23 protein-coding genes are annotated in these 24,976 nt (G+C 72.8%); 12 read left to right on the forward strand and 11 right to left on the reverse strand.

All coding sequences use genetic code 11. The features are described from left to right. Window positions 1-158: 158 nt before the first annotated feature. The 5 genes from ACH45N_RS20670 (at window position 159) to ACH45N_RS20690 (ending at window position 5,246) form a co-directional block, all read left to right on the forward strand. Window positions 159-683 (forward strand): hypothetical protein, encoded by a 525-nt coding sequence (locus tag ACH45N_RS20670; RefSeq protein WP_397397533.1) that lies wholly within the window; start codon window positions 159-161, stop codon window positions 681-683. Further along, on the forward strand, window positions 607-1,071 hold the full coding sequence (locus ACH45N_RS20675) for a tyrosine-type recombinase/integrase (protein ID WP_397397272.1): 465 nt from the start codon (window positions 607-609) through the stop codon (window positions 1,069-1,071). Before ACH45N_RS20670 ends, ACH45N_RS20675 begins: the two co-directional genes overlap by 77 nt. 240 nt (window positions 1,072-1,311) lie before the next feature. After that, complete coding sequence (locus ACH45N_RS20680; RefSeq protein ID WP_397397274.1) at window positions 1,312-1,497, forward strand: hypothetical protein; 186 nt, start codon at window positions 1,312-1,314, stop codon at window positions 1,495-1,497. Window positions 1,498-1,677: 180 nt separating this feature from the next. Continuing rightward, on the forward strand, window positions 1,678-2,307 hold the full coding sequence (locus ACH45N_RS20685) for a hypothetical protein (RefSeq protein WP_397397276.1): 630 nt from the start codon (window positions 1,678-1,680) through the stop codon (window positions 2,305-2,307). A gap of 158 nt (window positions 2,308-2,465) precedes the next feature. Continuing rightward, entirely contained in the window at window positions 2,466-5,246 is a 2,781-nt protein-coding gene (locus ACH45N_RS20690) for a cation-translocating P-type ATPase (protein ID WP_397397278.1), read from the forward strand. A 141-nt stretch (window positions 5,247-5,387) separates the two neighbouring features. Here ACH45N_RS20690 and ACH45N_RS20695 read toward each other — a convergent pair whose 3' ends face one another. From ACH45N_RS20695 to ACH45N_RS20705, 3 genes are all read right to left on the reverse strand, one after another. Next, window positions 5,388-7,238: a GTP-binding protein gene (locus tag ACH45N_RS20695; RefSeq protein ID WP_397397280.1), complete on the reverse strand. Its 1,851-nt coding sequence runs from the start codon at window positions 7,236-7,238 to the stop codon at window positions 5,388-5,390. A gap of 143 nt (window positions 7,239-7,381) precedes the next feature. After that, entirely contained in the window at window positions 7,382-8,011 is a 630-nt protein-coding gene (locus ACH45N_RS20700; protein WP_397397282.1) for an AAA family ATPase, read from the reverse strand. After that, window positions 8,008-9,012, reverse strand: coding sequence for an alpha/beta hydrolase (locus ACH45N_RS20705; protein ID WP_397397284.1), 1,005 nt, complete (start codon window positions 9,010-9,012; stop codon window positions 8,008-8,010). The genes ACH45N_RS20700 and ACH45N_RS20705 overlap by 4 nt, the downstream gene beginning before the upstream one ends. A 207-nt stretch (window positions 9,013-9,219) precedes the next feature. On the opposite strand from ACH45N_RS20705, the gene ACH45N_RS20710 reads away from it, so the two are divergent. After that, window positions 9,220-9,777, forward strand: coding sequence for a hypothetical protein (locus ACH45N_RS20710; protein ID WP_397397286.1), 558 nt, complete (start codon window positions 9,220-9,222; stop codon window positions 9,775-9,777). A 30-nt stretch (window positions 9,778-9,807) separates the two neighbouring features. Here the strand turns inward: ACH45N_RS20710 and ACH45N_RS20715 are convergent, their stop codons facing one another. Both ACH45N_RS20715 and ACH45N_RS20720 read right to left on the reverse strand, forming a co-directional pair. Next, window positions 9,808-13,194: a bifunctional [glutamine synthetase] adenylyltransferase/[glutamine synthetase]-adenylyl-L-tyrosine phosphorylase gene (locus ACH45N_RS20715; protein WP_397397288.1), complete on the reverse strand. Its 3,387-nt coding sequence runs from the start codon at window positions 13,192-13,194 to the stop codon at window positions 9,808-9,810. Between the two features lie 42 nt (window positions 13,195-13,236). Continuing rightward, on the reverse strand, window positions 13,237-14,571 hold the full coding sequence (locus tag ACH45N_RS20720; protein ID WP_182617795.1) for a glutamine synthetase family protein: 1,335 nt from the start codon (window positions 14,569-14,571) through the stop codon (window positions 13,237-13,239). 104 nt (window positions 14,572-14,675) lie between these two features. Between ACH45N_RS20720 and panB the strand changes: the two genes are divergently transcribed. Further along, window positions 14,676-15,506 (forward strand): 3-methyl-2-oxobutanoate hydroxymethyltransferase, encoded by an 831-nt coding sequence (panB, locus tag ACH45N_RS20725; RefSeq protein WP_397397291.1) that lies wholly within the window; start codon window positions 14,676-14,678, stop codon window positions 15,504-15,506. Between the two features lie 76 nt (window positions 15,507-15,582). Here panB and ACH45N_RS20730 read toward each other — a convergent pair whose 3' ends face one another. Further along, window positions 15,583-15,768: an SPOR domain-containing protein gene (locus tag ACH45N_RS20730; RefSeq protein ID WP_397397293.1), complete on the reverse strand. Its 186-nt coding sequence runs from the start codon at window positions 15,766-15,768 to the stop codon at window positions 15,583-15,585. Window positions 15,769-15,782: 14 nt separating this feature from the next. On the opposite strand from ACH45N_RS20730, the gene ppgK reads away from it, so the two are divergent. After that, window positions 15,783-16,529: a polyphosphate--glucose phosphotransferase gene (gene ppgK, locus ACH45N_RS20735; protein WP_397397295.1), complete on the forward strand. Its 747-nt coding sequence runs from the start codon at window positions 15,783-15,785 to the stop codon at window positions 16,527-16,529. Between the two features lie 31 nt (window positions 16,530-16,560). Here ppgK and ACH45N_RS20740 read toward each other — a convergent pair whose 3' ends face one another. Next, window positions 16,561-16,929, reverse strand: a complete 369-nt coding sequence (locus ACH45N_RS20740; protein WP_397397297.1) for an STAS domain-containing protein — start codon at window positions 16,927-16,929, stop codon at window positions 16,561-16,563. A gap of 268 nt (window positions 16,930-17,197) precedes the next feature. Continuing rightward, window positions 17,198-17,554 (reverse strand): DUF3467 domain-containing protein, encoded by a 357-nt coding sequence (locus ACH45N_RS20745; RefSeq protein ID WP_285104248.1) that lies wholly within the window; start codon window positions 17,552-17,554, stop codon window positions 17,198-17,200. A gap of 263 nt (window positions 17,555-17,817) precedes the next feature. Here ACH45N_RS20745 and ACH45N_RS20750 point away from each other — a divergent pair, with 263 nt between their 5' ends. Beyond that, entirely contained in the window at window positions 17,818-19,923 is a 2,106-nt protein-coding gene (locus tag ACH45N_RS20750; RefSeq protein ID WP_397397300.1) for a HelD family protein, read from the forward strand. Here the strand turns inward: ACH45N_RS20750 and ACH45N_RS20755 are convergent. Both ACH45N_RS20755 and ACH45N_RS20760 read right to left on the reverse strand, forming a co-directional pair. Continuing rightward, window positions 19,920-20,651 (reverse strand): cation transporter, encoded by a 732-nt coding sequence (locus ACH45N_RS20755; protein ID WP_397397302.1) that lies wholly within the window; start codon window positions 20,649-20,651, stop codon window positions 19,920-19,922. The genes ACH45N_RS20750 and ACH45N_RS20755 overlap by 4 nt on opposite strands. Then, window positions 20,648-20,992 (reverse strand): ArsR/SmtB family transcription factor, encoded by a 345-nt coding sequence (locus ACH45N_RS20760; RefSeq protein ID WP_397397304.1) that lies wholly within the window; start codon window positions 20,990-20,992, stop codon window positions 20,648-20,650. Before ACH45N_RS20760 ends, ACH45N_RS20755 begins: the two co-directional genes overlap by 4 nt. Before the next feature lie 169 nt (window positions 20,993-21,161). Here ACH45N_RS20760 and ACH45N_RS20765 point away from each other — a divergent pair, with 169 nt between their 5' ends. Continuing rightward, window positions 21,162-22,400, forward strand: coding sequence for an NAD(P)/FAD-dependent oxidoreductase (locus tag ACH45N_RS20765; RefSeq protein WP_397397306.1), 1,239 nt, complete (start codon window positions 21,162-21,164; stop codon window positions 22,398-22,400). Further along, window positions 22,397-23,329: an RNA polymerase sigma factor SigJ gene (sigJ, locus tag ACH45N_RS20770; protein ID WP_397397308.1), complete on the forward strand. Its 933-nt coding sequence runs from the start codon at window positions 22,397-22,399 to the stop codon at window positions 23,327-23,329. The genes ACH45N_RS20765 and sigJ overlap by 4 nt, the downstream gene beginning before the upstream one ends. A gap of 7 nt (window positions 23,330-23,336) precedes the next feature. On the opposite strand, the gene ACH45N_RS20775 is transcribed toward sigJ, so the two are convergent. Further along, on the reverse strand, window positions 23,337-23,999 hold the full coding sequence (locus ACH45N_RS20775; RefSeq protein WP_397397310.1) for a histidine phosphatase family protein: 663 nt from the start codon (window positions 23,997-23,999) through the stop codon (window positions 23,337-23,339). Between the two features lie 72 nt (window positions 24,000-24,071). Here ACH45N_RS20775 and ACH45N_RS20780 point away from each other — a divergent pair, with 72 nt between their 5' ends. Further along, on the forward strand, window positions 24,072-24,959 hold the full coding sequence (locus tag ACH45N_RS20780) for a hypothetical protein (RefSeq protein WP_397397312.1): 888 nt from the start codon (window positions 24,072-24,074) through the stop codon (window positions 24,957-24,959). The last annotated feature ends 17 nt before the right edge of the window (window positions 24,960-24,976 follow it).

Raw genomic sequence — 24,976 nt, forward strand, 5'->3', positions numbered from 1 at the left:
TCCGTCATCCGTTGGCGCGGGGCACGTCTCGGACATCGGTTCTGCCGTCAGTGCAACAGGTCCCGCCCCATCGAGCCTGGGTGACGCGGTGCGCTCGGGCGGCGGGACCTGTTGCACTGCCGGCGGGTTCGGTGTCAGGGTCCCGGTGAAGCCAACGGATGACGGAGGACCAGGGACACCGCGTTCCCTCGATCCTCTTGATTCCTGCGGTGCCCGCCGGAGGCGTTGAAATCTGGAGCAGGGAGGGAGGCGTTGAAATCTGGAGCAGGGAGGTCGGTATGTGGTTCCGTCGCACGCCTCGGGTAGAGCCTCTGCCTGAGCCCGACTTTGGGCCGGAATTGGAGCGGTTTCACAACGGGCTGGCGGTTCTACTGCGCGACGGTGAGCCCGTCGGCCATGTGGCGTCCTCGCTGGGCTATTTCACCACCCGTGGCGGCCGTCAGCCGTGGATATGGCTCGTGGTGGTGTGGAGCGACGGGACGAAGGAGGAGTCGATCGAGGACTACGCGCCGTGGACGTATGTGGCGGAGATGCGCGCGGGCTACCTCGACTGGGATGGTGGCTCCGGGAGGATCACGGGCCGTAAGCACAGCCACGTCGGCCGGTATGAGATCGAATGGCTTCCGCGAGACCGCGCCGTGGCGGAGCGAGAACAGCTCGGAGTCAGACTCAAAGATTTCTAGGTCGGCGGGGTGCAGCGGGGGTGCGCGCAGGGCGCGCAGCGCCCGGAGCGCGGGGGTCCCCGTCGCGGGGCCCCGCCGACCGCGCCGCGAAGCGGCGCGCTTGATCTGGAAGAAGGCACTGGAGAAGGCTGGTGTCCCTGTCGAGCGGGACAACGGCTGCCACATGCTGCGCCACGTGTACGCGAGCACGCTCCTGCACGACGGCGAGAGCATCAAGGCCGTCTCCGAGTACCTGGGTCACTCGGACCCCGGCTTCACGCTGCGGACGTACACGCACCTCATGCCGGGCAGCGACAAGCGCACACGGAAGGCCGTCGACTCGCTGCTTCGTGTAACCAGTGTGGAACTCCCGCCCGAAACCGAGGTGTCTGCGCAGGTCAGAGGCTAAATCACTGTCTGACCTACGACATCTGATCCCTGGGCCCGGTAGGGCCTGGCAGTGTCGCCGAAACGGCGGCTGACCTGCGCTTACGTCTCGCGACGCCGTGCAGCGTCGGTCGCCGTTTCTCGTGCTCTCGGGGGTAACTCTCGGGCAACTGCCCAGGTCCAGGGCCTGCCGCCACAAGGGCCGTCGGAGTTCACCCTGGCCCCGGAGTGCCGAATCAGGGCGGCGTGGCATCGTCGAACTATGAGCACCGACGAAGCAATGAGCAGCTTCAGATCAGCGGAGGAGTGGGCCGGCCAGGCATACAGCCGCCTCTCCGGGCTGACGGGAGGCGACGCGGCGACGACGCAAGCACTCGCCGATCTGGCTCGAAGCATCAGCGCGCTGGCCACGGGCCTGCGGCAGATGACCACTGAGCCGCCGCCGTGATCCATGGGCGGTCCGCACGACAGGCGTCTGCGGCCCTGATCGGCTCGGCCTGACAGCGGTTGACCACAGCGACAGCTGTTGACCACAGCAGTTTCTGCCAGGAACTGGCCTGCCGTGGCAGCAACTGCTGTGGTCAACACCCGTGCGGTCACGCATCTCGTCGGTGCGTACGCTTCGCGGGTGGGCACCGACATCTACGGCGGCATCGAAGCCCGGCACCCGGGTGCGCACACCGACTGGTACGACGGCGAGCCGTGGTGCAAGGTCATGGACCTCTACCCGCTCCTCGACGACGGCGGCCCGGCGGGCGCCTACCCGGCCCACGCCTACCTCTTCGGCATCCGGAACAGCTACGGCTTCGAGCCGCTGGCGCCGGCGCGCGGGCTGCCCGACGACGTCTCGAGTGCCCTCCGCGACGATCTCCACGGCTACATCGAGTCCGGCGAGCTGATCGCCTCCTGGATCGGCTGGGACGAGCTGGCCGCACTCGACCCGGACGAGCCGTTCGGGCATGTCGTCGGCTACCTGGAGTCGAACGAGGGCTCGTCGATGTACCGAACGATGCTGCTGCCGAGCGGCTGGACGGCGGATGCGGTCCCGTTCGCCGGACCGGCAGCAGTGTCGGCCGCGCTGGCCCCCGCCGAAGCCGCGACGTGGGAGCACGACGGCACGACCTATCGGTATCGACCGATGAACCTCGGCTCCTACTTCGGCAACGGCACCCCGTGGGGCCACGTGCTGGCAGTCATGCGCGCCCTCGCCGGCAGGTTCGGGCCCGACGGCGTACGGCTGGTGGTGGCGTTCGACTGAACGTCGCGGGTGGCCGTGTGGAGTCGCGACCACCGGGCCCGGACCACGGTCGCCCGTTTCGGGGGAGGTCCCGCGGGCCGCCGTCCGCCATCGTGGCCTTGCGGACGAGGCGCCGCCCTGCCCCGGGGTGCGCCCGATGGAGCGCGCTGGAGGCGACCATGTCGCGGACCGTGGGCCGGATCTCGGTGGACCCGGCGTCCACCCACGCGATCGAGGTCGCCAACCGGCTCCATGTCGACGTGGTGCAGGGGCTGCCCCCGGCCGAGGCGGGCCGGCGGCTGCAGATGTACGGGCCCAACCGGCTGACCGCGGCCAAGAAGGAGTCGCCGCTGCAGGCCTTCGGGCGCCAGTACCGCGACTTCATGCAGATCGTCCTGCTGGTCGCGGCGGTCGTGAATCTCCTGGTCACCGGCGACGTCGGCACCTCGCTGGTGCTGGCCGGGCTGACGCTGTTCAACGCCGTCATCGGCCTGCGGCAGGAGGCCAAGGCCGAGCAGAGCGTCGCGGCGCTGGCCAAGATGATGAAGACGGTCGCGCGGGTGCGGCGCGACGGACAGGCCGTCGAGGTCGACGCCGGTGAGCTGGTGCCGGGCGACGTCGTCCTGGTGGAGGCCGGCAACCGCGTGCCCGCGGACGGCCGGATCACGCTCGCCGCCACCCTGGAGATCGAGGAGGCCGCACTCACCGGGGAGAGCCTCCCGGTCGGCAAGTCGACCGACCCGGTGGCGGGCGACGACGTCCCGCTGGGCGACCGCACCTGCATGGCCTACATGAACACCGCGGTCACGCGCGGCCGCGGCGAGATGGTGGTCACCGCGACGGGCATGAACACCGAGATCGGGCACATCGCGAACCTGCTGGCCGGCACCGAGACGGACAAGACGCCGCTGCAGAAGCAGCTCGACGGCCTGTCCAAGATCATCGCGACCATCGCGGCCGTCGCCCTGGTGTTCGTGGTGGTGCTGGGGCTGGTGCGGGGCGAGTCGTTCGACACGCTGTTCATCACCGGCGTGGCGCTGGCGGTGGCCGCGATCCCGACGGGCCTGCCCGCCGTCGTGACCGCCCTGCTCTCCATGGGCACCCGCGAGATCGCACGGCGCCACGCGATCGTCAAGCGGCTACCCGCGGTGGAGACGCTCGGCTCGACGTCGGCCATCTGCTCGGACAAGACGGGCACGCTCACGCTGAACAAGATGACCGCGCGCGAGCTGGCGATCCCCGGGCAGAACGCCTTCACCGTCACGGGCGAGGGTTACGGCACCGCCGGCGAGATCAGGCATGTGGGCGGCTCGCGCATCGACCTCGACCCGTACCTGCTGCCCATGGTGCTGTGCGCGGACGCCGTGCTCGACGGCGAGAACCTCATCGGCGACCCCACCGAGGGGGCGCTCATCGTGCTCGGCGCCAAGGGCGGCCTGGACATCGACGAGACCCGCCGCGACTTCCCGCGCGTCGCCGAGGTGCCCTTCGACTCCGAGTACAAGTTCATGGCGACGTTCCACGAGATGACCGACGACGCCGGACGCCCCGTGGTGCGCTGCTACGTCAAGGGCGCCCCGGACGTGCTGATCGGCCGCGGCGCCGCCTACCGGTCCCCCGACGGCGCCGTGGTGCCGATCACCGACCAGAACCGCGGCCTGGCGCTGGACGCGAACGACCGGATGGCGAACTCCGGCGAGCGGGTGATGGTCGTGGCCCAGCGGGACGTCGACCCCGCGACGTTCGAGGCGGCGCGCGTCAGCGGCCGGAACCTGATCGCCCTGGTCACCGACCTGACACTGCTCGCGATGGTGGGCATCGTGGACCCGCCGCGGCCGGAGGCGAAGGCGGCGATCGCCGAGTGCCGCTCCGCGGGGATCCGGGTGCGGATGATCACCGGCGACCACGCCACCACCGCCGCGGCGATCGCCACGGAGCTCGGCATCGAGGGCCGCGCCCTGACGGGCAACGAGTTCGCGGACCTGACCGACGACGAGCTGCTGGCCCAGCTCCACGACATCGGCGTGATCGCACGCGTGGCGCCCGAGGACAAGATCCGGCTGGTGCAGCTCCTCAAGCGCTCGGGCAACGTCGTCTCGATGACGGGCGACGGCGTCAACGACGCGCCCGCGCTCAAGGCCGCCGACATCGGCGTCGCAATGGGCATCACCGGCACCGAGGTCTCCAAGGAGGCCGCGGTGATGATCCTGACCGACGACAACTTCGCGACCATCGTGGGCGCCGTCTCCTACGGCCGCAGCCTCTACGACAACCTCGTGAAGTACCTGCGCTTCCAGATGTCCACGCTGGTCGCGTACATCGCGATCTTCCTGCTCGCCGGCATCCTGAACATCGCGGCCGGCACGCCCCTGAACCCCCTGCAGATCCTGTGGCTCAACATGGTCGTGGACATCCCGATCGCGATCGCGCTCGGCTTCGACCAGCCCACCAAGGGCCTGATGGACCGCCCGCCGCGCCCGGTCGGGGCACCGGTCCTGTCCCGCGCGGCCTGGGTGCGGCTCTGCGTCCAGGGCGTCGTCATGACGGCCGGCTCCCTGTGGGCGTACCAGATCGGGGCCGACGCCGGGACGGTGGTCGCGTCGACGATGCTGCTCACCACGCTGTCGCTCTTCCACGTCGTCGCGGGCCTGCTGTCGCGTGACCAGCTCGGCACGATCTTCGACCGGGACGCCATCCCCGGCGCCGCCCAGCTGCGACGGTACGGCCTGGCACTGCTGGCGATCGTCGCTGTGACCACCATCGGGCTGCTCGAACGGGTCTTCGGGACGACCGAGCTCGACGGGCGGCAGTGGGGCGTATGCATCGCGCTGGCGCTGAGCCTGCTGGTGATCGAGGAGATCATCAAGCTGTTCCTGCGGGCGAGGTCGGACGGCGGCGGGGGCGGGGCGCCGCGGGTGCCGCGGGTGCCGCCGACGACCGGCGTGACTCGGGCGGTGTGAGGGCCGGAGTTGACCATGCAGTTGCTGCCAGGACCGCAGCGATCCTGGCAGCAACTGCATGCCCGATTTGTGGAGCTGGCAGCGGCGGCAGCGGAGCTGGCAGCGCAGCCGGCAGCGCACGCCGCCCGGCACACCACCACCTCACGCCCGCACCACCTCCCGGACCGGCTCGAAGCGGTCGTGCTCCGTGCGGCACATGCCCTCCCCGTGGGTCAGGCCCGGCAGGTCCCGCTGGAGCGCGGCGACGCTCCCGGCCGGGATCTCGCCGCGCATCACGACGATGCCACCGCTCCCCACGCGTGACTCGAACGGTACCCCGCCCAGCCGGCCCACCAGCGACGCCACGGGGCCGACGGTGTCCTCCGGCAGCTCGATCACGAACCGATGCACCGGCTCGCACACCACCGTCCCCGCCCGGCGGACCGCCGCCGCGAGCACACGCGGCGCCAGCCCGCGGAAGTCGGCCCCGGTGCTGGACATCGCCTTGTTGAACTTCTGGTGCATGTGGCTCTGCCGGGGCGAGTAACCCGAGTGGGTCATCACCACGCGGGCGTCCGGGACCGGCCAGTGCAGGGGTCCGCGGGCCAGCTCGCGGCGGACGGTGTCCTCGGTCGCGTCGAAGAACGCGGGCGGCATCGACCCGCGCTCGCACTCCAGCTCGAACGTCACGCCGCTCCCCGGGGTCGCGGGCTCGACCCGCAGCCCGATCGTGGCATGGAACTCGTTGCCGTCCTGCTTCTTGATCTCCAGCGCGTGCCCGGTGCCGACCAGCCGCTCGGTGCGCGCCGTCCGCACCGCGCCGAACCGCGCGTCGACGCGGTACTCCCGCTGCAGGATCGCAGCCAGCACCTCGCGCTGGACCTCGCCGTACAGCGAGACGGTGATCTCCTCGTCGCGACGCCGCACCCGGATGAGCGGGTCCTGCTCCGCGAGCGCGGACAGCGCGGCGTACAGCCGCCCGCGCGCGGCGGGTTCGGCGTCCACCACCGTCTCGTACGACGGCGGCGGGAACTGGCTCGCCCGCTCGTCCCCCGGCCGTTGCGGCCCGACGACGTCGCCGACGCGCGCCGTCGCCAGCCCTTGCACGACGGCGATCTGGCCGGGCCGCGCCGCCGACCGCGGGTCGAGCGTGCCGCGGTGCGCGACGTGCAGCCCGGTGACCCGCTCGGACTTCCCGTGCCCCAGGTCGATCCGGTCCCGGACCCGCAGCGCGCCGGACCGCATCCGGACGAACGCCCGCTTGCGGCCACCCTCCCGGTCGATCGCGAAGACGACGCCGGACGGCGCGCCCGGGTCCCCGCCCGACCCGGCGTCCGACTCACCGCCCGAGCCGCCGTCGGCCACGACCAGCAGGTACGTCCCCAGCGCGGCGGCCAGCTCCGGCACGCCGACGCCGGTCACCGCCGACCCGAACAGCACGGGGTGCGCGGCCCCGCGCCGCGACTCCCCCGCGAGCCAGGCCCGTAGGCCGTCGTCCGGCAGGGGCTCGACGCGCGCGGCGGGCGTGCCGGCGTCGAGCACCCGCTGCACCGGCAGGACGTCGGGGCTGAGGCGGCGCGCGACGGCGTCGGCCACCGCCTCCGGGCGCGCGCCGCGTCGGTCGATCTTGTTCACGAACACGATCACGGGCAGCCGCAGCCGCTGCAGGGCGCGCATCAGCACGAGGGTCTGCGCCTGCACGCCCTCGACGGCGGACAGCACGAGCACCGCGCCGTCGAGCACGGCGAGGCTGCGGTCCACCTCGGCGATGAAGTCGGGGTGGCCCGGGGTGTCCAGCACGTTGACGGTGACGTCTCCCGCGGGGAAGGACGCCACGGACGCGCGGATGGTGATCCCGCGCTCGCGCTCCAGCGCGAGCGAGTCGGTCAGGGTGTCGCCGCCGTCGACGGAACCGAGGCGGTCGGTCACGCCCGAGTGGTGCAGCAGGCGTTCGGTCAGGCTGGTCTTACCGGCGTCGACATGAGCGACGATCCCGAGGTTGAGGTACGACAAAAGCAGTCACGTCCGTGGTCAGGTGGGTCAGGGCACGGGGCGCGACAGCTGTCATCGGTGTTCCAATCTCTCGGGTTGCCCCGACCTTGCCCGTCCGACCGAGGTCGCGGCAACGCTTTATTCGGGTCGGTGCCGGTCGGGTGTCAGGCGAGCCCGGCCGTGAAGCCAGGCCGGTCGGCCCCGGGCCGTGGCCGCTCCAGGTCGTCGGCTGTCACCGCGGCCCGGCGCGCGGCCTCGGCCACGATGAGGTCGGCGGTCTGCTCCGGCGTCTGCTCGCCGGAGTCCAGCCACCAGCCGAGGTCGCCCAGCTCGCGCCGCTGGTTCCGCGCCAGGGGCGCGACGTCGTAGTCGACCCTGGTCTCAGGCGCTCGCGTCGCGTTCCGGTGTCGCGCCACCTCCAGCGACGGGCACAGCACCACCAGCATCAGGGGCCGCACCCGCAGCGCGCCGAGCACGTAGCGCAGCTCCGCCCGGGTCTCGACGACGGTGTCGACCACCGGCGTGAACCCGGCGTCCGCGAAGTCGTCCGCGGTGGAGCAGGCGGCCGTGGCGCGCAGCCGCAGCTGCGCCAGGCCGTCGGGCCCGGGATTCCAGCTGCCCTGCTCGTCGATCATGTTCGCGCGGCCGCTGACCAGCATCAGGCCGAACACGTCACCGTCCACCCGGGCAGCCCGCGGCAGCCGCTCGGCCACGAGCTGGGACACGGTCGTCTTGCCCGCGCCGGGTGTGCCGGTGAGCACGAGGCAGCCGGGCAGGTGCCCCGGTCGGGTCATCGGTGCGCTCCTTCGGTGATCGGGTCGGACGGCGGGACGGACTGCGGGGCGGTGGTCGGGCCGGTTACCACGGCGGACGGCGGGGCGGTGACCGAGTCGGACGGCGCCGCGTCCCGCCACGCCCAGCGCAACGCGTCGGGCAGCAGGACGCCGGCGTGGTTCGGGTTGTGGCCGCCGTCGCCGAGCACGAGCCGGAAGTCGTAGCCGGCCTCCGCGAGCGCCGCCGCGACCCGCAGGTTCTCGGCGAGCCAGTTGCGCTCGGGCCGGTCCCAGCCGAGGTCGCGGTGCCCGGCCTGGAGGAAGATCCGCAGCGGCTTGCGCGGCTCGGCGGCGAGCGCGGCGGGGTAGGGGTTGCCGCCGGGCATCTGGGCGAAGCTCGACAGGAAGCCGACGACGCGGCGGAACCAGTCGGGGCGGTGCCATCCGGCGGTGAACGCGCAGTTCCCGCCGCTGCTGCCGCCCACGATGCCCCAGCGGTCCGGGTCGTCGCTGACGGCGTACCGGCGGCGGACCTCCGGGATCACCTCCGTCAGCAGGAAGGTGACGTAGCGGTCGTCGGCGGCGTCGTACTCGGTGTTGCGGTTCTTGCGCGCGGCGGGATCTGCTCGGTCCGCGAAGAGGCCGGGGTCGACGAAGACGCCGATCGTCGGCGGGATCGCGCCGTCGTGCACCAGGTTGTCCAGCACGATGCCGCCGCGGACGTCGCCGTCGGGGTCGAGGTACCACCAGCCGTCCTGGAACACGAGGAGCCCGGCGGGTTCGGCGAGGTCGTGGGCGGCTGGGTCGACGGCGGCAAGGTCGACGGCGGCCGCATCGACGCCGTCGGGCACGTGGATCCACACGCGGCGGGTCGTGCCGGGGTAGACGGCGCTGTCGTCCAGGCGCAGCTCGACGGTCTCGCCCGGCGGGACCTCAGGACGCCGTCGCGAGTCGGGCCCGAGCTCGTACCGCACGTCGTCGAGGTCGAGTGGAATCGGGCGGAACGGAACAGGAGCGGCCACGCCGCCACGCTAACGACCCCTGACGCCCCCGGTCCTGGCCTTTTCCCAGCGGCCTCGGTGTTGACCACAGCAGTTGCTGCCAGGAGGAGCCTGGTCATGGCAGCAACTGCTGTGCTCAACACCGAGGCACCGAGGCACCGAGGCACGAGGAGCCGACCAGACGGGCCAGACCGGCCGGGACGGGTCGGCCCGCGCTAACCTGCCCGCATGATCGTGTGGCTCAACGGACCCTTTGGCGGCGGCAAGACCACGACGGCGGCTGAGCTCGACGCGCTCCTGCCGGGAGCGGTGGTGTTCGACCCGGAGTCGATGGGCCCACCCCTGGTGCCCACGCTGTCGGGCATCGAGCCGGTCAGCGACTTCCAGGACTGGCGGCCGTGGCGCGAGCTGGTCGTGGCGGCGCTGACGTCGCTGGACCGCCACACCGGCCGCACGATCGTGGCCCCGCAGACGGTGGTCGTGGAGCAGTACTGGGACGAGATCACGTCGGGCCTGGCGGCCGCCGGGGTGGCGCTCAAGGCGTTCACGCTGGACTGCACCCCCGACGAGCACGAGCGGCGGATCGCCGGCGACACGGTCACGAACGCCACGATCGAGGAGATCACGATCGACGACGACGGCGTGGGCTGGCGCCGCCACCGCGCCGCCGACTACCGCGCGGCCCTCCCCTGGCTCACCGCACGCACCGAGGTGATCGACACGACGACCCTGCGGCCCGCCGAGGTCGCCAAGGAGGTCGCGACCCGCGCGGGTCTGACCGCCTGACGGACGCCGAGACCGCCGTCGGCGCGCACGTCATTCCGCCCCGTAGAACACCCGCTCCATCACGGCGCGCGCCCGCCGGGCCAGCCGCAGGTACAGCTCCTCCAGCTCCGGGCCTGTGCCCACGTCGCCGAGCAGGCGGGCGATGCCGGTCAGGGCGTGGCTGTCGTGCGGCAGCATGTCGACGCCGGCGCCCGTCGTCCGCCCGGACCACAGCACGATCGCCGACCGCAGCCGGGACGCGAGCACCCAGGCCTCCAGCAGCACCTCGGCGTCGTCGTCGGTCAGCAGGCCGGCCTCGTTCGCGGCCTGGAGCGCGGAGACCGTCCCCGTGGTCCGCAGGCCCGGCACCTCGTACGCGTGCTGGAGCTGCAGGAGCTGCACGGTCCACTCGACGTCGGAGACCCCGCCCCGGCCCAGCTTCAGGTGCCGCGCCGGGTCGGCCCCGCGCGGCAGTCGCTCCGACTCGACGCGCGCCTTGATGCGCCGTACCTCACGCAGCACGGCGGCGTCCAGCCCGCCCTCCGGGTAGCGCAGGGGGTCGACGAGCTCGGTGAACCGCGCGCCCAGCGACCGGCCGCCCTCGGCGCCGGGGCCGAGGTCGAGCTCGCTCCCGCCGTCCGGCAGCCCGTCTCCGCCGTCCGACAGCGAGGCCGCGACCGCACCCTCGTCCGGGCCGCCCGCCGCGACGACGCTGAGCGTGCCCGACAGGGCACGGGCCCGCAGCAGCGCCTGGGCCTCCCAGGGCGAGGACCAGCGGCTGTAGTACTCGACGTACGACTGGAAGGAGCGCACCAGGGGCCCGTTGCGGCCCTCGGGCCGCAGGTCGGCGTCCACGGGCAGGCCCGGCTCCGGCCCGACGGCGGTGAGGATGCGCCGCATGCCCTTCGCGACCGTCAGGGCGTAGTCGTTGGCCTCCTTGTCGCCTGCGCCGCCCACCGCCTCGTAGACGAACATGATGTCGGCGTCCGAGCCGTACCCCATCTCCTGGCCGCCGAGCCGGCCCATCGCGACGATGAGCAGCCGGGCGGGCTCGTCCCCGCGCGCGATGTTCCGCTCGCCGCGGGCCTCGTGCTCCGCGATGCGCAGCCCGCCCGCCAGGACGACGTCGGCGGCGTCCGAGATCGCCCGCGCGGCGTCGACCGGCCCGAGCTCGCCCAGCACCTCGGCGACGCCCGTGCGGGCCAGCTCGCGGCGGCGCAGCGCGCGCAGGGCGATCGTGGCCGCGTCCACCTCCTGGGCGCGTCCGAGCAGCGCGTCCGCCTCCGCGGCCAGCCGCCGCGCGCCCCGCGGCGCCAGCGAGTCGGACTGCGCCAGCCAGCGCACCGACTCCGGCGACCTGCCGATCGCTTCAGCGAGGTAGCGCGACGAGGACAGCACCTGGGCCAGGTGCGACGCCGCCTCCGCGGAGTCGCGCAGCAGCCGCAGGTACCAGTGGGTCGAGCCCAGCGTGTCCGACAGCTTGCGGAACGCGAGCAGCCCCTCGTCGGGGTCGGCGCCCTCGGCGAACCAGCCGAGCAGCACCGGCAGGAGCTGCCGCTGGATCGCCGCGCGCCGCGAGACGCCGTCGGTCAGGGCCTGGACGTGGCGCATCGCGCCGGCCGGGTCGCGGTAGCCGATCGCCGCGAACCGGGCCATGGCCGCGCGCGGCGCGAGCGAGGCCTCGCTCGTGGACAGCAGCGCCGTGGCCGGCAGGAGCGGCCGGTAGTAGACGGCCTCGTGCAGGTCGCGCACCTCACGCCGCACGGACCGCCAGGTCTTGACCAGGTCGTCCGCGCCGCCCTGCCCCAGCCCGCGGGCCAGCCGCCGCAGCTCCGCCTCGGCGGTCGGCATGAGGTGGGTCCTGCGCAGGCGGAAGAGCTGGATCCGGTGCTCCAGCGCCCGCAGGAACCGGTAGCACTCCCCCATCCGGCGGGCGTGCTCGCGCCCCACGTAACCGCCCCGGGACAGCGCCGCGAGGGCGTCGAGCGTGGTTCTCGACCGGATGTCCTCGTCCGCGCGCCCGTGCACGAGCTGCAGGAGCTGCACGGTGAACTCGACGTCGCGCAGGCCGCCCTTGCCGAGCTTGATCTGCCGGTCGGCCTCGGCCACCGGCACGTTGTCCTCGACGCGCTTGCGCATCGCGCGGGCGTCCTCGACGAAGTTCGGTCGCTCCACGGCCTGCCACACCAGCGGCCCGACGGCGGCGACGTACGCCTCCCCCAGCGCCAGGTCGCCCGCCACGGGACGCGCCTTGAGCAGCGCCTGGAACTCCCAGGTCACGGCCCACCGCTCGTAGTACGCGACGTGGCTGGCCAGGGTGCGCACGAGCGGCCCCTGCTTGCCCTCCGGCCGCAGCGCCGCGTCGACCTGCCACAACGCGGGTTCCGCCGACGCGCCCGAGCACACCTGGGCCAGGCGGCCCGCGAGCCGCGTGGCGACCCGCAGGGCGTGGTCCTCGTCGCACGCGGGCGCGCCGTCGGGCAGCACGCCCGGCTCGGCCACGTAGATGACGTCCACGTCGGAGATGTAGTTCAGCTCCCGCCCGCCGGTCTTGCCCATGCCGAGCACGGCCAGGCGGACGCCGGCCGCGTGGTCCTCCTCCTCGGAGCGCGCCACGGCGAGCGCGCCCTCCAGCGCGGCGGCCGCCAGGTCGGCGAGCGCCGCCGCGACGGCGGGCAGCACCGCCGTCGGCTCGGACGCGGTGACGTCGGTCGCCGCGATCCGCAGCAGGCGGGCGCGGTACGCCCGGCGCAGCCGGTCCGTGTACGACGGCGAGGCGCCCTCGTCCGGCGCCGCCTGCCCCGTCTGAGGGTGGGTGCCCGCGACGGGCTCGGCGGAGTCCGGGTCAGCGTCGATCGCGCGCAGCAGCTCGGCGCGCACGTCCTCGGCGGGGACGCCGGTGCCCGGGGTGAGGTCGCGGATCAGGTCGAGCAGCGCGGGGTGGCGGACCAGCTCGTCGCCGAGCGCCGAGGACGAGCCCAGCACGCGCAGCAGCCGGTCGACGGCGGTCGGGCGGGGCGCGTCGTCGTCGGCCGGGCCGGAGCCGGTCCCGGTGGCCGTCCCGGTGTCCGTGCCGCCGTTGGCAAGTTTCCCGTTGGCAGGTCCCCCGTTGTCCGGGGCGGAGTCGGCCGGCCCGAAGGCCGCGAGGACCTGGCGCAGCCGGTCCGGGGCGGCCGCCGCGAGCCGGACGAGCTGGAGCAGCGCCAGGTCGGGGTCGGCGACGCCGGCGAGCGAGCGCAGGAGCGCCACGTCGGCGGGCTCCAGGACGACCGCACCGCGGTCGGGGCCGGCCGCGCGGCCCGCCCCGTCGTCCGGGCGGCGGCTGTCGAGGACGGCGACCAGGTCGGGGTCGCGCCACAGCGCGGCGGACCGGGTGAGGTCGGCGAACCCGGCCCGGATCAGATGGGTCGTCAGGGTCTCGGGTCGGCGGCTCTGCACCCCCCGACCCTACGACGCGGGCGGGGGGGTGCAGCACCCCTGTCAGAGCTGGAGGAACCGCTTGAGCTCGAACGGCGTCACCTGGGCGCTGTACGCCTCCCACTCCTCGCGCTTGTTGCGCAGGAAGTAGTCGAAGACGTGCTCGCCGAGGGTCTCGGCCACGAGCTCGGACTTCTCCATGAACTGGATGGCCTCGTCGAGGTCGCGCGGCAGCGGCGCGATGCCCAGCGCGCGGCGCTCGGCCGGCGTCAGCTCCCAGACGTCGTCCTCGGTGTGGTCCAGGAGGTCGTAGCCCTCCTCGATGCCCTTGAGGCCGGCCGCGAGGATCACGGCGAACGCGAGGTACGGGTTGGCGGCCGAGTCCAGCGCGCGGTACTCGATGCGCGCGGAGTTGCCCTTGCCGGGCTTGTACATCGGCACGCGGACCAGCGCCGAGCGGTTGTTGTGGCCCCAGCTCACGTAGCTCGGGGCCTCCTGCCCGCCCCAGAGCCGCTTGTAGCTGTTGACGTACTGGTTGGTGACGGCGGTGATCTCGCCCGCGTGCACCATGAGGCCCGCGATGAACTGGCGCGCCGTCTTGGACAGCTCGAACTGGGCGCCGGGCTCGTAGAACGCGTTGCGGTCGTCCTCGAACAGCGACACGTGCGTGTGCATGCCGGAGCCGGGCTGGTCGGCCAGCGGCTTGGGCATGAAGGACGCGAAGACGCCCTGCTCGAGCGCCACCTCCTTGACCACGGTGCGGAACGTCATGAGGTTGTCCGCGGTGGTCAGCGCGTCGGCGTACCGCAGGTCGATCTCGTTCTGGCCGGGGCCGGCCTCGTGGTGCGAGAACTCGACCGAGATGCCCATGGACTCCAGCATCGTGATCGCGGCACGGCGGAAGTCGTGCGTCGATCCCCGGGCCAGGTGGTCGAAGTACCCGCCCTGGTCCACCGGCTCCAGCTTCGGGTCCGACTTGGTGAGCTGGTTGAACAGGTAGAACTCGACCTCGGGGTGCGTGTAGAAGGTGAACCCGCGGTCGCTCGCCTTGGCGAGGGTGCGCTTGAGCACGTTGCGCGAGTCCGCCAGCGACGGCTCGCCGTCCGGCGTCAGGATGTCGCAGAACATGCGGCCCGTACCGTGCCGCTCGCCGCGCCACGGGAGCACCTGGAAGGTGGTCGGGTCCGGCTTGGCGACCATGTCCGCCTCGAAGACCCGGGTGAGCCCCTCGATGGCGCTGCCGTCGAAGCCGATGCCCTCGCTGAACGCCGACTCGAGCTCGGCGGGTGCCACAGCTACCGACTTCAGCACGCCGAGCACGTCGGTGAACCAAAGCCGGATGAAGCGGATGTCGCGCTCCTCGACCGTGCGGAGCACGAACTCCTGCTGCCTGTCCATGGGCCCATCTTGCACTAAACCTGTTACAGGTGCGTGTACCGAGCATGGACGACCGGTCGTAGGCTTTCCAGCGGCACCGAGGCCGTTCGAACCACAGGAGGACCATGTCCGCCCACACCTCACCCACTCAGGGTCCCAAGAGGGTCCGCGTGCACCATCTGGCCGAGGCCAAGGCCAAGGGTGAGAAGCTCGCGATGCTCACCGCGTACGACGCGGTGACCGCCGCGATCTTCGACGCGGCCGGCCTGGACATCCTGCTGGTGGGCGACTCCATCGGGAACGTCATGCACGGGCACACCAGCACGATCCCCGTGACCGTGGACGACATGATCCCGGCCGCCCGCGCCGTCGCGCGGGCCACCAAGCGCGCGTTCGTGGTGATCGACCTGCCGTTCGGCTCGTACGAGGCCGGGCCGCAGCAGGCGCTGGAGACGTCGGTGCGGATCTTCAAGGAGACCGGCGCCGACGCCGTCAAGCTGGAGGGCGGCGTCCGCTCCGCCCCGCAGATCCGGGCGCTCACCGACGCCGGCATCCCCGTCGTCGCGCACCTCGGTTACACGCCGCAGTCGGAGAACCTGCTGGGCGGGCCGCGCGTGCAGGGCCGGGGCGACGACGCCGTCGAGCGCCTGGCCGACGACGCGAAGGCCGTCGAGGAGGCCGGCGCCGTCGCCGTCGTGCTGGAGATGGTGCCCACCGACGTCGCCGCACGGATCACGGAGATCGTGCGCATCCCCACCATCGGCATCGGCGCCGGGCCGCACTGCGACGGCCAGGTGCTGGTGTGGACGGACATGGCCGGGATGACCGACTGGTCGCCGAAGTTCGCCCGGCGCTACGCCGAGCTCGGCTCGGCGCTGCAGCAGGCCGCGGAGGACTACGTCTCCGAGGTCAAGGACGCCTCGTTCCCGGACGAGGCGCACTCGTTCGAGAAGTGACGCGCGTCGTCGGGCGTAGCGTGTCAGACGGACAGGTCACCCGGGTGACCTGTACGCCTGACACGGCGGCCGGCGCTTAGTTCTTGCGCCAGTCCTCGTCCTCCTTGTCCCAGGACTCGTTGCGCGAGCGCGCGCTCTCCAGCGCCCGCTCGGCCTCGGCCCGGGTGCTGTAGGGACCCATCAGGTGCGACCAGGACGAACGGCGTCCCACTTCGACCGCCCGGGTCTCGGTGTTGTACCAGTACTGCTCCTCGGTGCTCATGAGACGATCCTGACATGAGCGACCTGGCGTTCGGCATAGACATCGGAGGTTCGGGGATCAAGGGTGCGCCCGTCGATCTCACGGCAGGCGAGTACGCGGAGAAGCGGACCCGCATCCCCACGCCCCAACCGTCCACCCCGCAGGCCGTGGCGGACGTGCTCGCGGAGCTCGTCGACACGTACCACCTGCCCGACGACGTCCCCATCGGCGTCGCCTTCCCCGCCCCGATGCAGCACGGCGTGGTGCGCTCCATGGCGAACCTCGACCAGTCCTGGACCGGCGTGGACCTGCCCGCGCTCGTGCAGCGCGCGACCGGGCGCCACGTCGTCGCGGTGAACGACGCCGACGCGGCGGGCGTGGGCGAGGTGCGCTACGGCGCCGCGCGCGACGCGGACGGCGTGGTGCTGGTGGCGACGCTCGGCACGGGGATCGGGTCGGCCCTCGTGGTCGACGGCATCCTGGTGCCCAACACCGAGCTGGGCCACCTGGAGATCGACGGGCACGACGCCGAGTCGCGCGCCGCCGACTCCGCGCGGGAGCGCGAGGACCTGTCCTGGGAGGACTGGGCCGAGCGGCTGCAGCGGTACTTCGGGGTGGTCGAGGACCTGATCTCCCCCGACCTCATCGTCGTGGGGGGCGGCGTCAGCAAGCACCACGAGAAGTACCTGCCGCACCTGCACCTGCGGGCGCCGATCGTCCCGGCGCAGCTGCGCAACGCGGCCGGCATCGTCGGGGCCGCGGCCCTGGCCGCCGGACGCTGAGGCGGGCGCCCGGCCTCCGGGCCGGGCGCGGTCAGGCCTCGCGCGCCGCGCCGCGGTGCGCGGGGTGCGCGAAGAGCGCGTCGACCCCGAGCATCTCGATGACGTTCCGGACCACCGGCGGCGGCTCCGGAAGGCTGACGGTCAGGCCCTCCTGCGTCCCGTAGGTGTACATCTGCATGAGGAACGCGACGCCGGTCGAGTCCATGAACGTCACCTTGGACGTGTCGATGACCACCGCCTTGGCCCGCTCGAGGGCGTTGGCTATGGCAGCACTCGACTCACCGCGCAAAGAGACATCGATCTCTCCCCACATGCTCACGACGCTCGTGCGAGCCTGTTCCTCGAACAGGATCCCGCCCGTGCGCCCCCTGTTGTCGAATTCGGTGTTGCTCACTTGCATCGCCCCTGTTCATTGCTCCCCGACATGGCCGCCGGAACGGGTCACCCGACCCCCCGGGCAACTCTGGGAGATTGCAACGCCTTCGTCGCGATCACGGGCAGCCTACATCCGTGAAGATCGCAAGTGGAACAGCCTGGAAGGGTTACATTTCCAAGGCCGCACTGGTATAACCCAGTATTTCTCCGGGCAAACTAGCACAAGACTCCCGGTCAGATCGGACATAAAGATACCGAGTTGGACATACGTCCAAGAAAAAAATTCACCGGAATCAATTCTCCGACGACCGATTGGGGCCGTCCGGGCCTTCGGAGGCACCGGGATTGCGAACGTTCGGTGCGCTTTCCTTCTCCCATGCATCGAGCTGCATAGTGAGTGCCTTGGCGAGCTCGAACACCTGCTGCGGAGGAATGCGCACGCGCGAAACCACCCGGCCCGGCACGGTGATCGACGTGACCTCTCCCGACTCCGGGTCCGAGACGGGGCTCGGCGGCTGCTTCACGGCGATGAAGTCCAGGATGAACGACGTCGGCGTGTGCCACACCGAGGCGAAGTCGGCGGGTACGCCGGTCTCCATCTCGTCGGGCACGTCGATCTGGAACTCCTGGGGCAGCTCGTCGGACGACACTGAGGCTCCTCGTTAGGCCGGGCGGTGCACCGACCGTACCGTGGGGCAGGTTGGCGCGACAGTGGAAACGGACTCGAAGGACATATGGTTCCTGACCGGCCGAGCTACCGACCTGGTCAAGAAAATATGCCGCCACGTTCAGGTCCCGGGCACTAGACTCACGCGGCTGTTCGCACGAGCGCCTCGCGCGCCGAACGGCCGCACGGACCCCTGCTCATGCACCCCGCTCGCCCACCCCGCTCACCCACCCTGGAGGACCTCCCATGCCCGCCGACGCGTCCGAGCTCGCCACGGAGCGGGAGTTCCTGGCCGAGGCCCGCTCACAGCTCGGCCGGATGCGCGACAAGGTCGCCGCGCTCGACGGCAGCTACGCGGGCGACTGGGTGAGCGCCGAGGTCCTGGAGGCCACGCTCGCGCGCCGGATGGAGCAGCTCACGGACGACCCGGAGATCCCGCTGTTCTTCGGCCGCATCGACCTCGCGGCCGGCGAGACCTTCCACATCGGACGCCGTCACGTGTCCGACCCGGACGGCGAGCCGATGGTCGTGGACTGGCGGGCCCCCGTGAGCACCCCGTTCTACCGCGCCACGGCCAAGGAGCCGATGGGCATCACCGCCCGGCGCCGGTACGGGTTCGCCCGCGGCCACCTGACGGCGTTCGAGGACGAGACCCTGACCCGCGCCGACCTGGGGGAACAGGGCGAGCAGGGTGACGGCGGCACGCACTCCGAGATCCTCGAGGCCGAGATCGAGCGGCCGCGCTCCGGCCCCATGCGCGACATCGTCGCGACGATCCAGCCCGAGCAGGACGTCATCGTCCGCATGCCGCTCGAACGCACGCTCGTGGTCCAGGGCGCGCCGGGCACGGGGAAGACGGCGGTGGGCCTGCACCGCGCGGCGTACCTCCTGTACGCGCACCGCGACCAGCTCACCCGCCGCGGCGTGCTCGTCGTCGGGCCGAACAAGAGCTTCCTGCGGTACATCCGCGACGTCCTGCCCGCCCTGGGCGAGATCCACGCGACGCAGGCGACGATCGAGGAGATCGTGAGCGGCCACGCCCCGGTCCGCGCCACGGATCCCGCCGACGTCGCGACCCTCAAGGGCGACGGCCGGCTCGCCGAGGTGCTGCGCCGCGCCGTCTGGTCGCACGTCGCCACCCCGGAGGAGACCCTCGTGCTGCCGCGCGGCTCGTTCCGCTGGCGGGTCCCGGCCTACGAGGCGCGCGAGGCCGTGGAGCAGGTCATGAGCCGGAACGTGCCGTACGCGCTCGGCGCGGCCCAGCTGCGGCACGCTCTGGCGCACCGGGTGCTCGTACAGATCGAGGAGACCGGTGACGCCCTCGACGACAAGGCCTGGGACGTGCTCGCCCGCACCAAGCCGGTCCGCGACTACGCCGCGGCCGTCTGGCCCGCGGTGGACCCGCGCAAGCTGCTGTTCCGCCTGTACTCCGACCCGGAGTTCCTGGCCGAGTGCGCCGAGGACGTCCTGACGGACGCGGAGCAGGCCCTCCTGACCTGGGCCAGACCGCCCCGCGCCGCCGGCTCCGCCCGCTGGACGACGGCGGACCTCGTGCTGCTCGACGAGATCGCCGACCTGCTGGACCGGACCACGTCGGTGGCGCACATCGTGGTCGACGAGGCGCAGGACCTGTCCGCGATGATGCTGCGCTCCCTCGGCCGGCGCGCCGCCACCGGCTCGCTCACCGTGCTCGGCGACCTGGCCCAGGCCACGACGCCGTGGGCAGCCCGCGACTGGGCGGACGTGCTGCGCCACCTGGCCAAGCCGGACGGGTACGTGGAACAGCTCACGGCGGGCTTCCGCGTGCCGGCCGACGTGATCGAGCTCGCTGCCCGGCTGCTGCCCAGCATCGCCCCCGGCCTGGAGCCGCCGACCGCGGTCCGGCGTGCCAAGGGCCGGCTCCGGTTCACCACGGAGCCGCTCGACGACGTGCTCGTCGGCGTCGGCATCTCCGACCTGGAGGGCTCGGTCGGCCTCATCGTGCCCGATGCCGCCGTGCCGGACGTCCGCGAGACGCTCGCCGCCGTCGGGCTCACCTTCGCCGTCGTGGGCGAGCAGGAGGACGCCGTCCCGGCCACGGGAGGCGCCGCCGGGGACGACGACGCGGGCGACGGCGCGGAGCCGGACGACTCCTCGGAGTTCGACGTCCACCTAGACCTGGTGCCCGCGTCCCTGGCGAAGGGTCTGGAGTTCGACCACGTGGTGCTGCACGACCCGGCCGCGATCGTCGCCGCCGAGCCGAACCACGCCACGGGCCTGCGCCGCCTCTACGTCTGCCTCACCCGCGCGGTCACGTCGCTGGTGGTGCGGCACGACGGCGACCTGCCGCCGGAGCTCGGCGTCGCGGGCTAGCTCCCGCAGCAGCAGCCGTCGTCGCTGCACCCCTGCTCACTCGTGCGCTCGCCGCCGCGATCGGCCCCGCGCTCGCTCTCGCCCACGAGCTGGGCCACGGGGGTGCAGCAGGCGTCACCGTGCCACGCCTCCCAGCCCTCGCGGACGGCGAAGCCCGCGATGACCACGGCCGCGACCGGGTCGGCCCACCACCAGCCGAGCAGGCTGTTGAGCAGGAGCCCGGCGAGCAGGGCCGCCGAGAGGTAGGAGCAGATCAGGGTCTGCCGGGAGTCGGCCACGGCGGAGGCGGAGCCGAGCTCGCGCCCCGTGCGGCGCTCGAACCAGGACAGCCCCGGCATGACGAGCAGGCTGACGGCAGCCAGGACGATGCCGACCGTGGAGTGTTCGGGCGAGGATGCGCCGAGCAGGGCGCGGGCGGCGTCGACGGTGACGAACGCGGCCAGGCCGAAGAAGGAGACGGCGATCAGGCGCATCGCGACCTGCTCGCGTGCCTCCGGGTCGCGGCCCGCGAACTGCCAGGCGACGGCGGCCGCCGACAGCACCTCGACCACGGAGTCCAGGCCGAACCCGATCAGCGCGCTGGAGGAGGCCGTGTGCCCGGCGGCCAGGGCGACCGCCGCCTCGATCACGTTGTAGCTGATCGTGGCGGCCACGACCCAGCGGATGCGGCGGGCCAGCACGGTACGCCGGGCGGCGCTCGGCGGCCGGGGCACGGGGAGCACTGTCATGCGCACGTGCAGTCGGGGCCGCAGCAGGCGGGGTCGACTGCCAGCACCAGGCCGAGCAGGTCGCCCAGTGCGGGCGCGAGCCGGGTGTCCGCGAGGCGGTACCAGGAATGCCGTCCGTCCTTGACGGACTCCACCAGCCCGCAGCCGCGCAGGCAGGCGAGCTGGTTGGACATCACCTGCCGGGAGACGCCGAGCGCGTCGGCGAGGTCGGACGGGTAGGCGGGCGCCTCGCGCAGCGCGAGCAGGATGCGGGTGCGCGTCTCGTCGGACAGCGCGTGCCCGAGCCGCGCGAGGGCGGCGGTATGGGTCAGCGTCACCGACGCGGCGATCGTCTCGGTCATGGGCGCGACAGTACACGGGATCGTGTATTCACGGAATGCTGTACTCACGAGATCCCGGGACCCGTCGAGCTGTGTCACGCGTCACACCGGACGGATGTCACGGACGGGCGGCCTGCCTCCATCTACCGGGCAACACCATCGAATGAGACCGACCCGAGGAGCAGGAACCATGAGCGCACAGCGAACCGACGCCGGCACCACCGCCAACACCGCTGCTACCACCGCCACTGCCACCACCGCCCACCGGGTGGTGATCCTGGGAGCGGGCTACGCGGGCATGGCGGCGGCCGTGCAGCTCGCCGCCCGGACCCGGCGCGGCGGAGCGGTGCAGGTGACCGTCGTCAACGCGCAGGAGCGGTTCACCGAGCGGCTCCGGCTGCACATGACGGCGACCGGGCAGCAGGTCGCGGAGCTGAGCATCCCGGAGATGCTCGACGGCACGGGCGCGCGGTTCGTCCGCGGCTGGGTGACGGCGGTCGACGCCGACGCACGGACGGTGCGGATCGACGACGACCGCGTGCTGCCCTACGACACCCTGGTGTACGGGCTGGGCAGCGCGGCCGACACGGCGCAGGTCCCGGGGGCCGACGACCACGCCTACACCCTGAGCGGCGCACAGGACGCCGAGCTGCTGGCCGACCGGCTGGGCCAGCTCCGGGGCGGCACCGTGGTGGTCGTGGGCACCGGGCTCACGGGGGTCGAGTCGGCCGCGGAGATCGCCGAGCAGCGGCCGGACCTCGCCGTCGTCCTGGTGGGCCGCACCGAGCCCGGCGCCACGCTGAACGCGAGGGCCCGGACGTACCTGCGGGGCGCCCTCGACCGCCTGGGCGTCACCGTCCGCACCGGCGCGGACGCGGTGCGGGTGCGGCCCGACGCCGTCGAGCTGGCCGGTGGCGAGCGCGTCGCCGCCGACGTCGTGCTCTGGACAGGGGGCGCGCGGGTGTCCCCTTTGGCGGCCGTCGCGGGCCTGGAGGTCGACGACCGCGGGCGGATCGTCACCGACGCGGCGCTGCGCTCGGTGTCGCACCCGGACGTCTGGGCGATCGGGGACGCGGCCGCGATCCGGCAGGGCTACGGCGTCATGCACGGCACCTGCCAGGGCGGCATGCCGACCGGCGTGCACGCCGCGCTGTCGATCGACCGGCTGGTGCGCGGCAAGGAGCCCAAGCCGTTCCGCTTCGGCTACTACCACACGCCGGTGAGCCTGGGCCGGGCGGACGCCGTGGTCCAGTTCACGCACCCGGACGACAGCCCGCGCCGGATCAGCCTGACCGGGCGGACGGCGATGCGGTACAAGGAGACCGTGACCGCATCACCCTGGCCCACGTACGGCCGCATGAAGAAGGTTCCCGCCTCCGGCGCGTTCTGGCCCACCGGCGGGCGCTTCACCCGGGAGGCGGCGCGATGAACGATGTCGCACCCGGGCAGGACATCGCACCCGGGCAGCAGGCCTTCCAGGACCACCGCCGGCTGCTGTTCTCCGTGGCCTACCGCCTGCTGGGCAGCGCCGCCGACGCCGAGGACGCGGTCCAGGACGCATGGATCAGGTGGTCCTCCGCGGACCGGTCCCAGGTGGCCGACCCCAAGGCCTACCTGACGCGGATCGTCTCCAACCTGGCGCTGGAGCGGCTGCGCTCCACCCGGCACCAGCGCGAGACCTACGTGGGCCCGTGGCTGCCGGAGCCGATCCTGACCGGCGGGGACGCGTCCGACGCCGCAGTGAGCGCCGAGTCCGTCTCGATGGCGATGCTCGTCGTGCTCGAGTCGCTGAGCCCGCTCGAACGGGCGGTGTTCGTGCTCAAGGACGTCTTCGGCTTCAGCCATGCCGAGATCGCCGAGGCCACGGAGCGCACCGAGCCGGCGGTGCGACAGGCGGCGCACCGGGCCCGCGAGCACGTGCAGGCCCGGCGTCCGCGGTACAGCGCCGACCGGGCCCGGCAGCGCGAGGTGACCGAGCGGTTCTTCGCGGCCACGACCGGCGGCGACCTCAACGCGTTGCTGGAGCTCCTGTCGCCCGACGTCACCCTGTGGACCGACGGCGGCGGCAAGGTCCGCCAGGCGCTGAAGCCCGTGGTGGGCGCGGACACGGTGGCCGGCTGGTTCGCGGCGCTGGGGACGGTCACCTATCAGGGCATCGACCCAGCCGACATGCGGGCGGAGCTCGTCGAGATCAACGGCGGGCCGGGCATGCTGTTCAGCGGTGCCGGCCGCGTCATCTCCACGGTCACGTTCGACGTCGACGCCGAGGGCCGCATCACGGCCATCCACAACGTGGCCAACCCGGACAAGCTCGGGGCCGTCGCCACGGGCGTCCGGCACGACGTCGGCACGACGTGAAGGGGCGTCAGGGCTCGACGGGCTCCCCCGTCGGGTCCTCCCCCACCAGCGGAGCCAGCTCGGCCCCGCCTACGGGCTCGGCGTTCCAGGAGGTCACGCGCCAGCCGCCCACGGGATCGCCCTCGACCTCCACCAGCCCGGTGTTCGCCAGCGGCGTCCGCTCGGCGTGGTCGACGTCGACGTCCGTCGCGCGCGCCGCCGCCCACGCACGGATCGCGGCGCCGTGCGAGACCACGAGGACACTCTCCAGCCCCTGGGCGGCGAGCTGCGCGACGGCGTCGTCGTACCGGGCGAGGAACGCGACGCCGTCCGGGCCGCCGGGCATCGCGCGGCCGACGTCCCCGCGCGCCCAGCCGAAGACCGTGTCGAGGTAGCGCAGGTGCGCCTCGTGCGCGCCGGCCATCTCCAGGTCGCCGGCGTCGATCTCGCGCAGGCCGTCCAGCACCTGCGGCTCGAGGCCGCGCTCCTGGGCGATGGGCGCCGCGGTGAACGACGTCCGCACCAGCGAGGAGACGGCGATCGCGTCGATCTGCCGGTCGCGCAGCGCCGCGGGGACGGCAGCGGCCTGCCGCTCGCCGAGCCGGGTCAGGCCCGGCCCGGGGTGCGCCGTGTCGAGCAGGCCTTCCACGTTCGAGGGGGTCTGTCCGTGGCGCAGCAGCAGAAGTCGCATGGGCGCATTCTCCCCGACGGGGCGGGTCCGGCCGGCATCGGCCGAGGAAGGCCCGGGTGCTACTTTCGGAAGGTGGCTGACGACGCGCCGCACGGCCTGCGTATCGCCCGCCCGGCGCGGTGGGCGCTGGGCCGGGTCGAGCGTTCGGGCGGGTTCGTCACCCGGATGACCTGGCACCTCGTCGACGGCTCCTCGGTCCGCTGGGCGTCACGCGCGGCACGCCGCCGCGGCCGGGTCGAGATCCGGGACGCCGACGGGAACGTGACCCGCGTCGTCGGCGCCGAACCCGCGACCGCGACCCGGCTGGCCCGGACGAACCTCGCGGCGGGCATCGCCTTCATGATCGGCGGGTCCCTGTTCGCCCTCGGCCCCCTGCTGGCCCAGTTCGGCGCCGGGAACGTCCGGGTCGTCGACACGGTCTACCTCGTCGGCGGGGTGTTCTTCAGTGCCGGCGGCTACGCCTCGGTGGTGCAGGCGTCGAACCTGCCGACCGACATCGACGAACGCGGCACGCTGCGCACCACCAGGTGGCGGTGGTGGGCGTGGTGGCCGCGGCAGATCGGCTGGCTCAGCGCGGCGGTGCTGTTCGCCGGGACCCTGTTCTTCGGGGTCAGCCTGGTCGCCGCGTTCGCCTCCGGCCTCACGGCCCGGCAGTCCGACAGCTGGGTCTGGTTCCCGGACATCGTGGGCTGCGTCTGCTTCCTCGTCTCGGGGCACCTGGCCCTGGTCGAGGTCTGTCACGGGCGCATCGGGCTGCGGCCGCGCGAGCTCGGCTGGTGGGTGGTGGCGGTCAACCAGGTCGGCTCGGTCTTCTTCTTCCTCGCCGGGCTCGCCGCCTTCACCCGGCCGGCCACGTCGACCGTGGTCGACCTGGGCCTGGTCAACTGGGGCACGTTCGCGGGGGCGGTCTGCTTCGTCGTCGGCGGAGGGCTGCAGCTCGCGGAACGCCCGGACCGCTGACCCTGCGAACCGATCCC

Source organism: Promicromonospora sp. NPDC019610, assembly GCF_044389365.1.
Taxonomy (GTDB): domain Bacteria; phylum Actinomycetota; class Actinomycetes; order Actinomycetales; family Cellulomonadaceae; genus Promicromonospora.

Excerpts from the sequence above, each read along its gene's own strand:
- ACH45N_RS20710 (WP_397397286.1), top strand. The coding sequence starts at position 9,220 with ATGATCGTGTGGCTCAACGGACCCTTTGGCGGCGGCAAGACCACGACG.
- ACH45N_RS20690 (WP_397397278.1), top strand. The coding sequence starts at position 2,466 with ATGTCGCGGACCGTGGGCCGGATCTCGGTGGACCCGGCGTCCACCCAC.
- ACH45N_RS20675 (WP_397397272.1), top strand. The coding sequence starts at position 607 with ATGAGATCGAATGGCTTCCGCGAGACCGCGCCGTGGCGGAGCGAGAAC.
- ACH45N_RS20680 (WP_397397274.1), top strand. The coding sequence starts at position 1,312 with ATGAGCACCGACGAAGCAATGAGCAGCTTCAGATCAGCGGAGGAGTGG.
- sigJ (WP_397397308.1), top strand. The coding sequence starts at position 22,397 with ATGAACGATGTCGCACCCGGGCAGGACATCGCACCCGGGCAGCAGGCC.
- ACH45N_RS20755 (WP_397397302.1), bottom strand. The coding sequence starts at position 20,651 with ATGACAGTGCTCCCCGTGCCCCGGCCGCCGAGCGCCGCCCGGCGTACC.
- ACH45N_RS20730 (WP_397397293.1), bottom strand. The coding sequence starts at position 15,768 with ATGAGCACCGAGGAGCAGTACTGGTACAACACCGAGACCCGGGCGGTC.
- ACH45N_RS20700 (WP_397397282.1), bottom strand. The coding sequence starts at position 8,011 with ATGACCCGACCGGGGCACCTGCCCGGCTGCCTCGTGCTCACCGGCACA.
- ACH45N_RS20740 (WP_397397297.1), bottom strand. The coding sequence starts at position 16,929 with ATGCAAGTGAGCAACACCGAATTCGACAACAGGGGGCGCACGGGCGGG.
- ACH45N_RS20750 (WP_397397300.1), top strand. The coding sequence starts at position 17,818 with ATGCCCGCCGACGCGTCCGAGCTCGCCACGGAGCGGGAGTTCCTGGCC.
- panB (WP_397397291.1), top strand. The coding sequence starts at position 14,676 with ATGTCCGCCCACACCTCACCCACTCAGGGTCCCAAGAGGGTCCGCGTG.
- ACH45N_RS20760 (WP_397397304.1), bottom strand. The coding sequence starts at position 20,992 with ATGACCGAGACGATCGCCGCGTCGGTGACGCTGACCCATACCGCCGCC.
- ACH45N_RS20765 (WP_397397306.1), top strand. The coding sequence starts at position 21,162 with ATGAGCGCACAGCGAACCGACGCCGGCACCACCGCCAACACCGCTGCT.
- ppgK (WP_397397295.1), top strand. The coding sequence starts at position 15,783 with ATGAGCGACCTGGCGTTCGGCATAGACATCGGAGGTTCGGGGATCAAG.
- ACH45N_RS20670 (WP_397397533.1), top strand. The coding sequence starts at position 159 with ATGACGGAGGACCAGGGACACCGCGTTCCCTCGATCCTCTTGATTCCT.
- ACH45N_RS20720 (WP_182617795.1), bottom strand. The coding sequence starts at position 14,571 with ATGGACAGGCAGCAGGAGTTCGTGCTCCGCACGGTCGAGGAGCGCGAC.
- ACH45N_RS20775 (WP_397397310.1), bottom strand. The coding sequence starts at position 23,999 with ATGCGACTTCTGCTGCTGCGCCACGGACAGACCCCCTCGAACGTGGAA.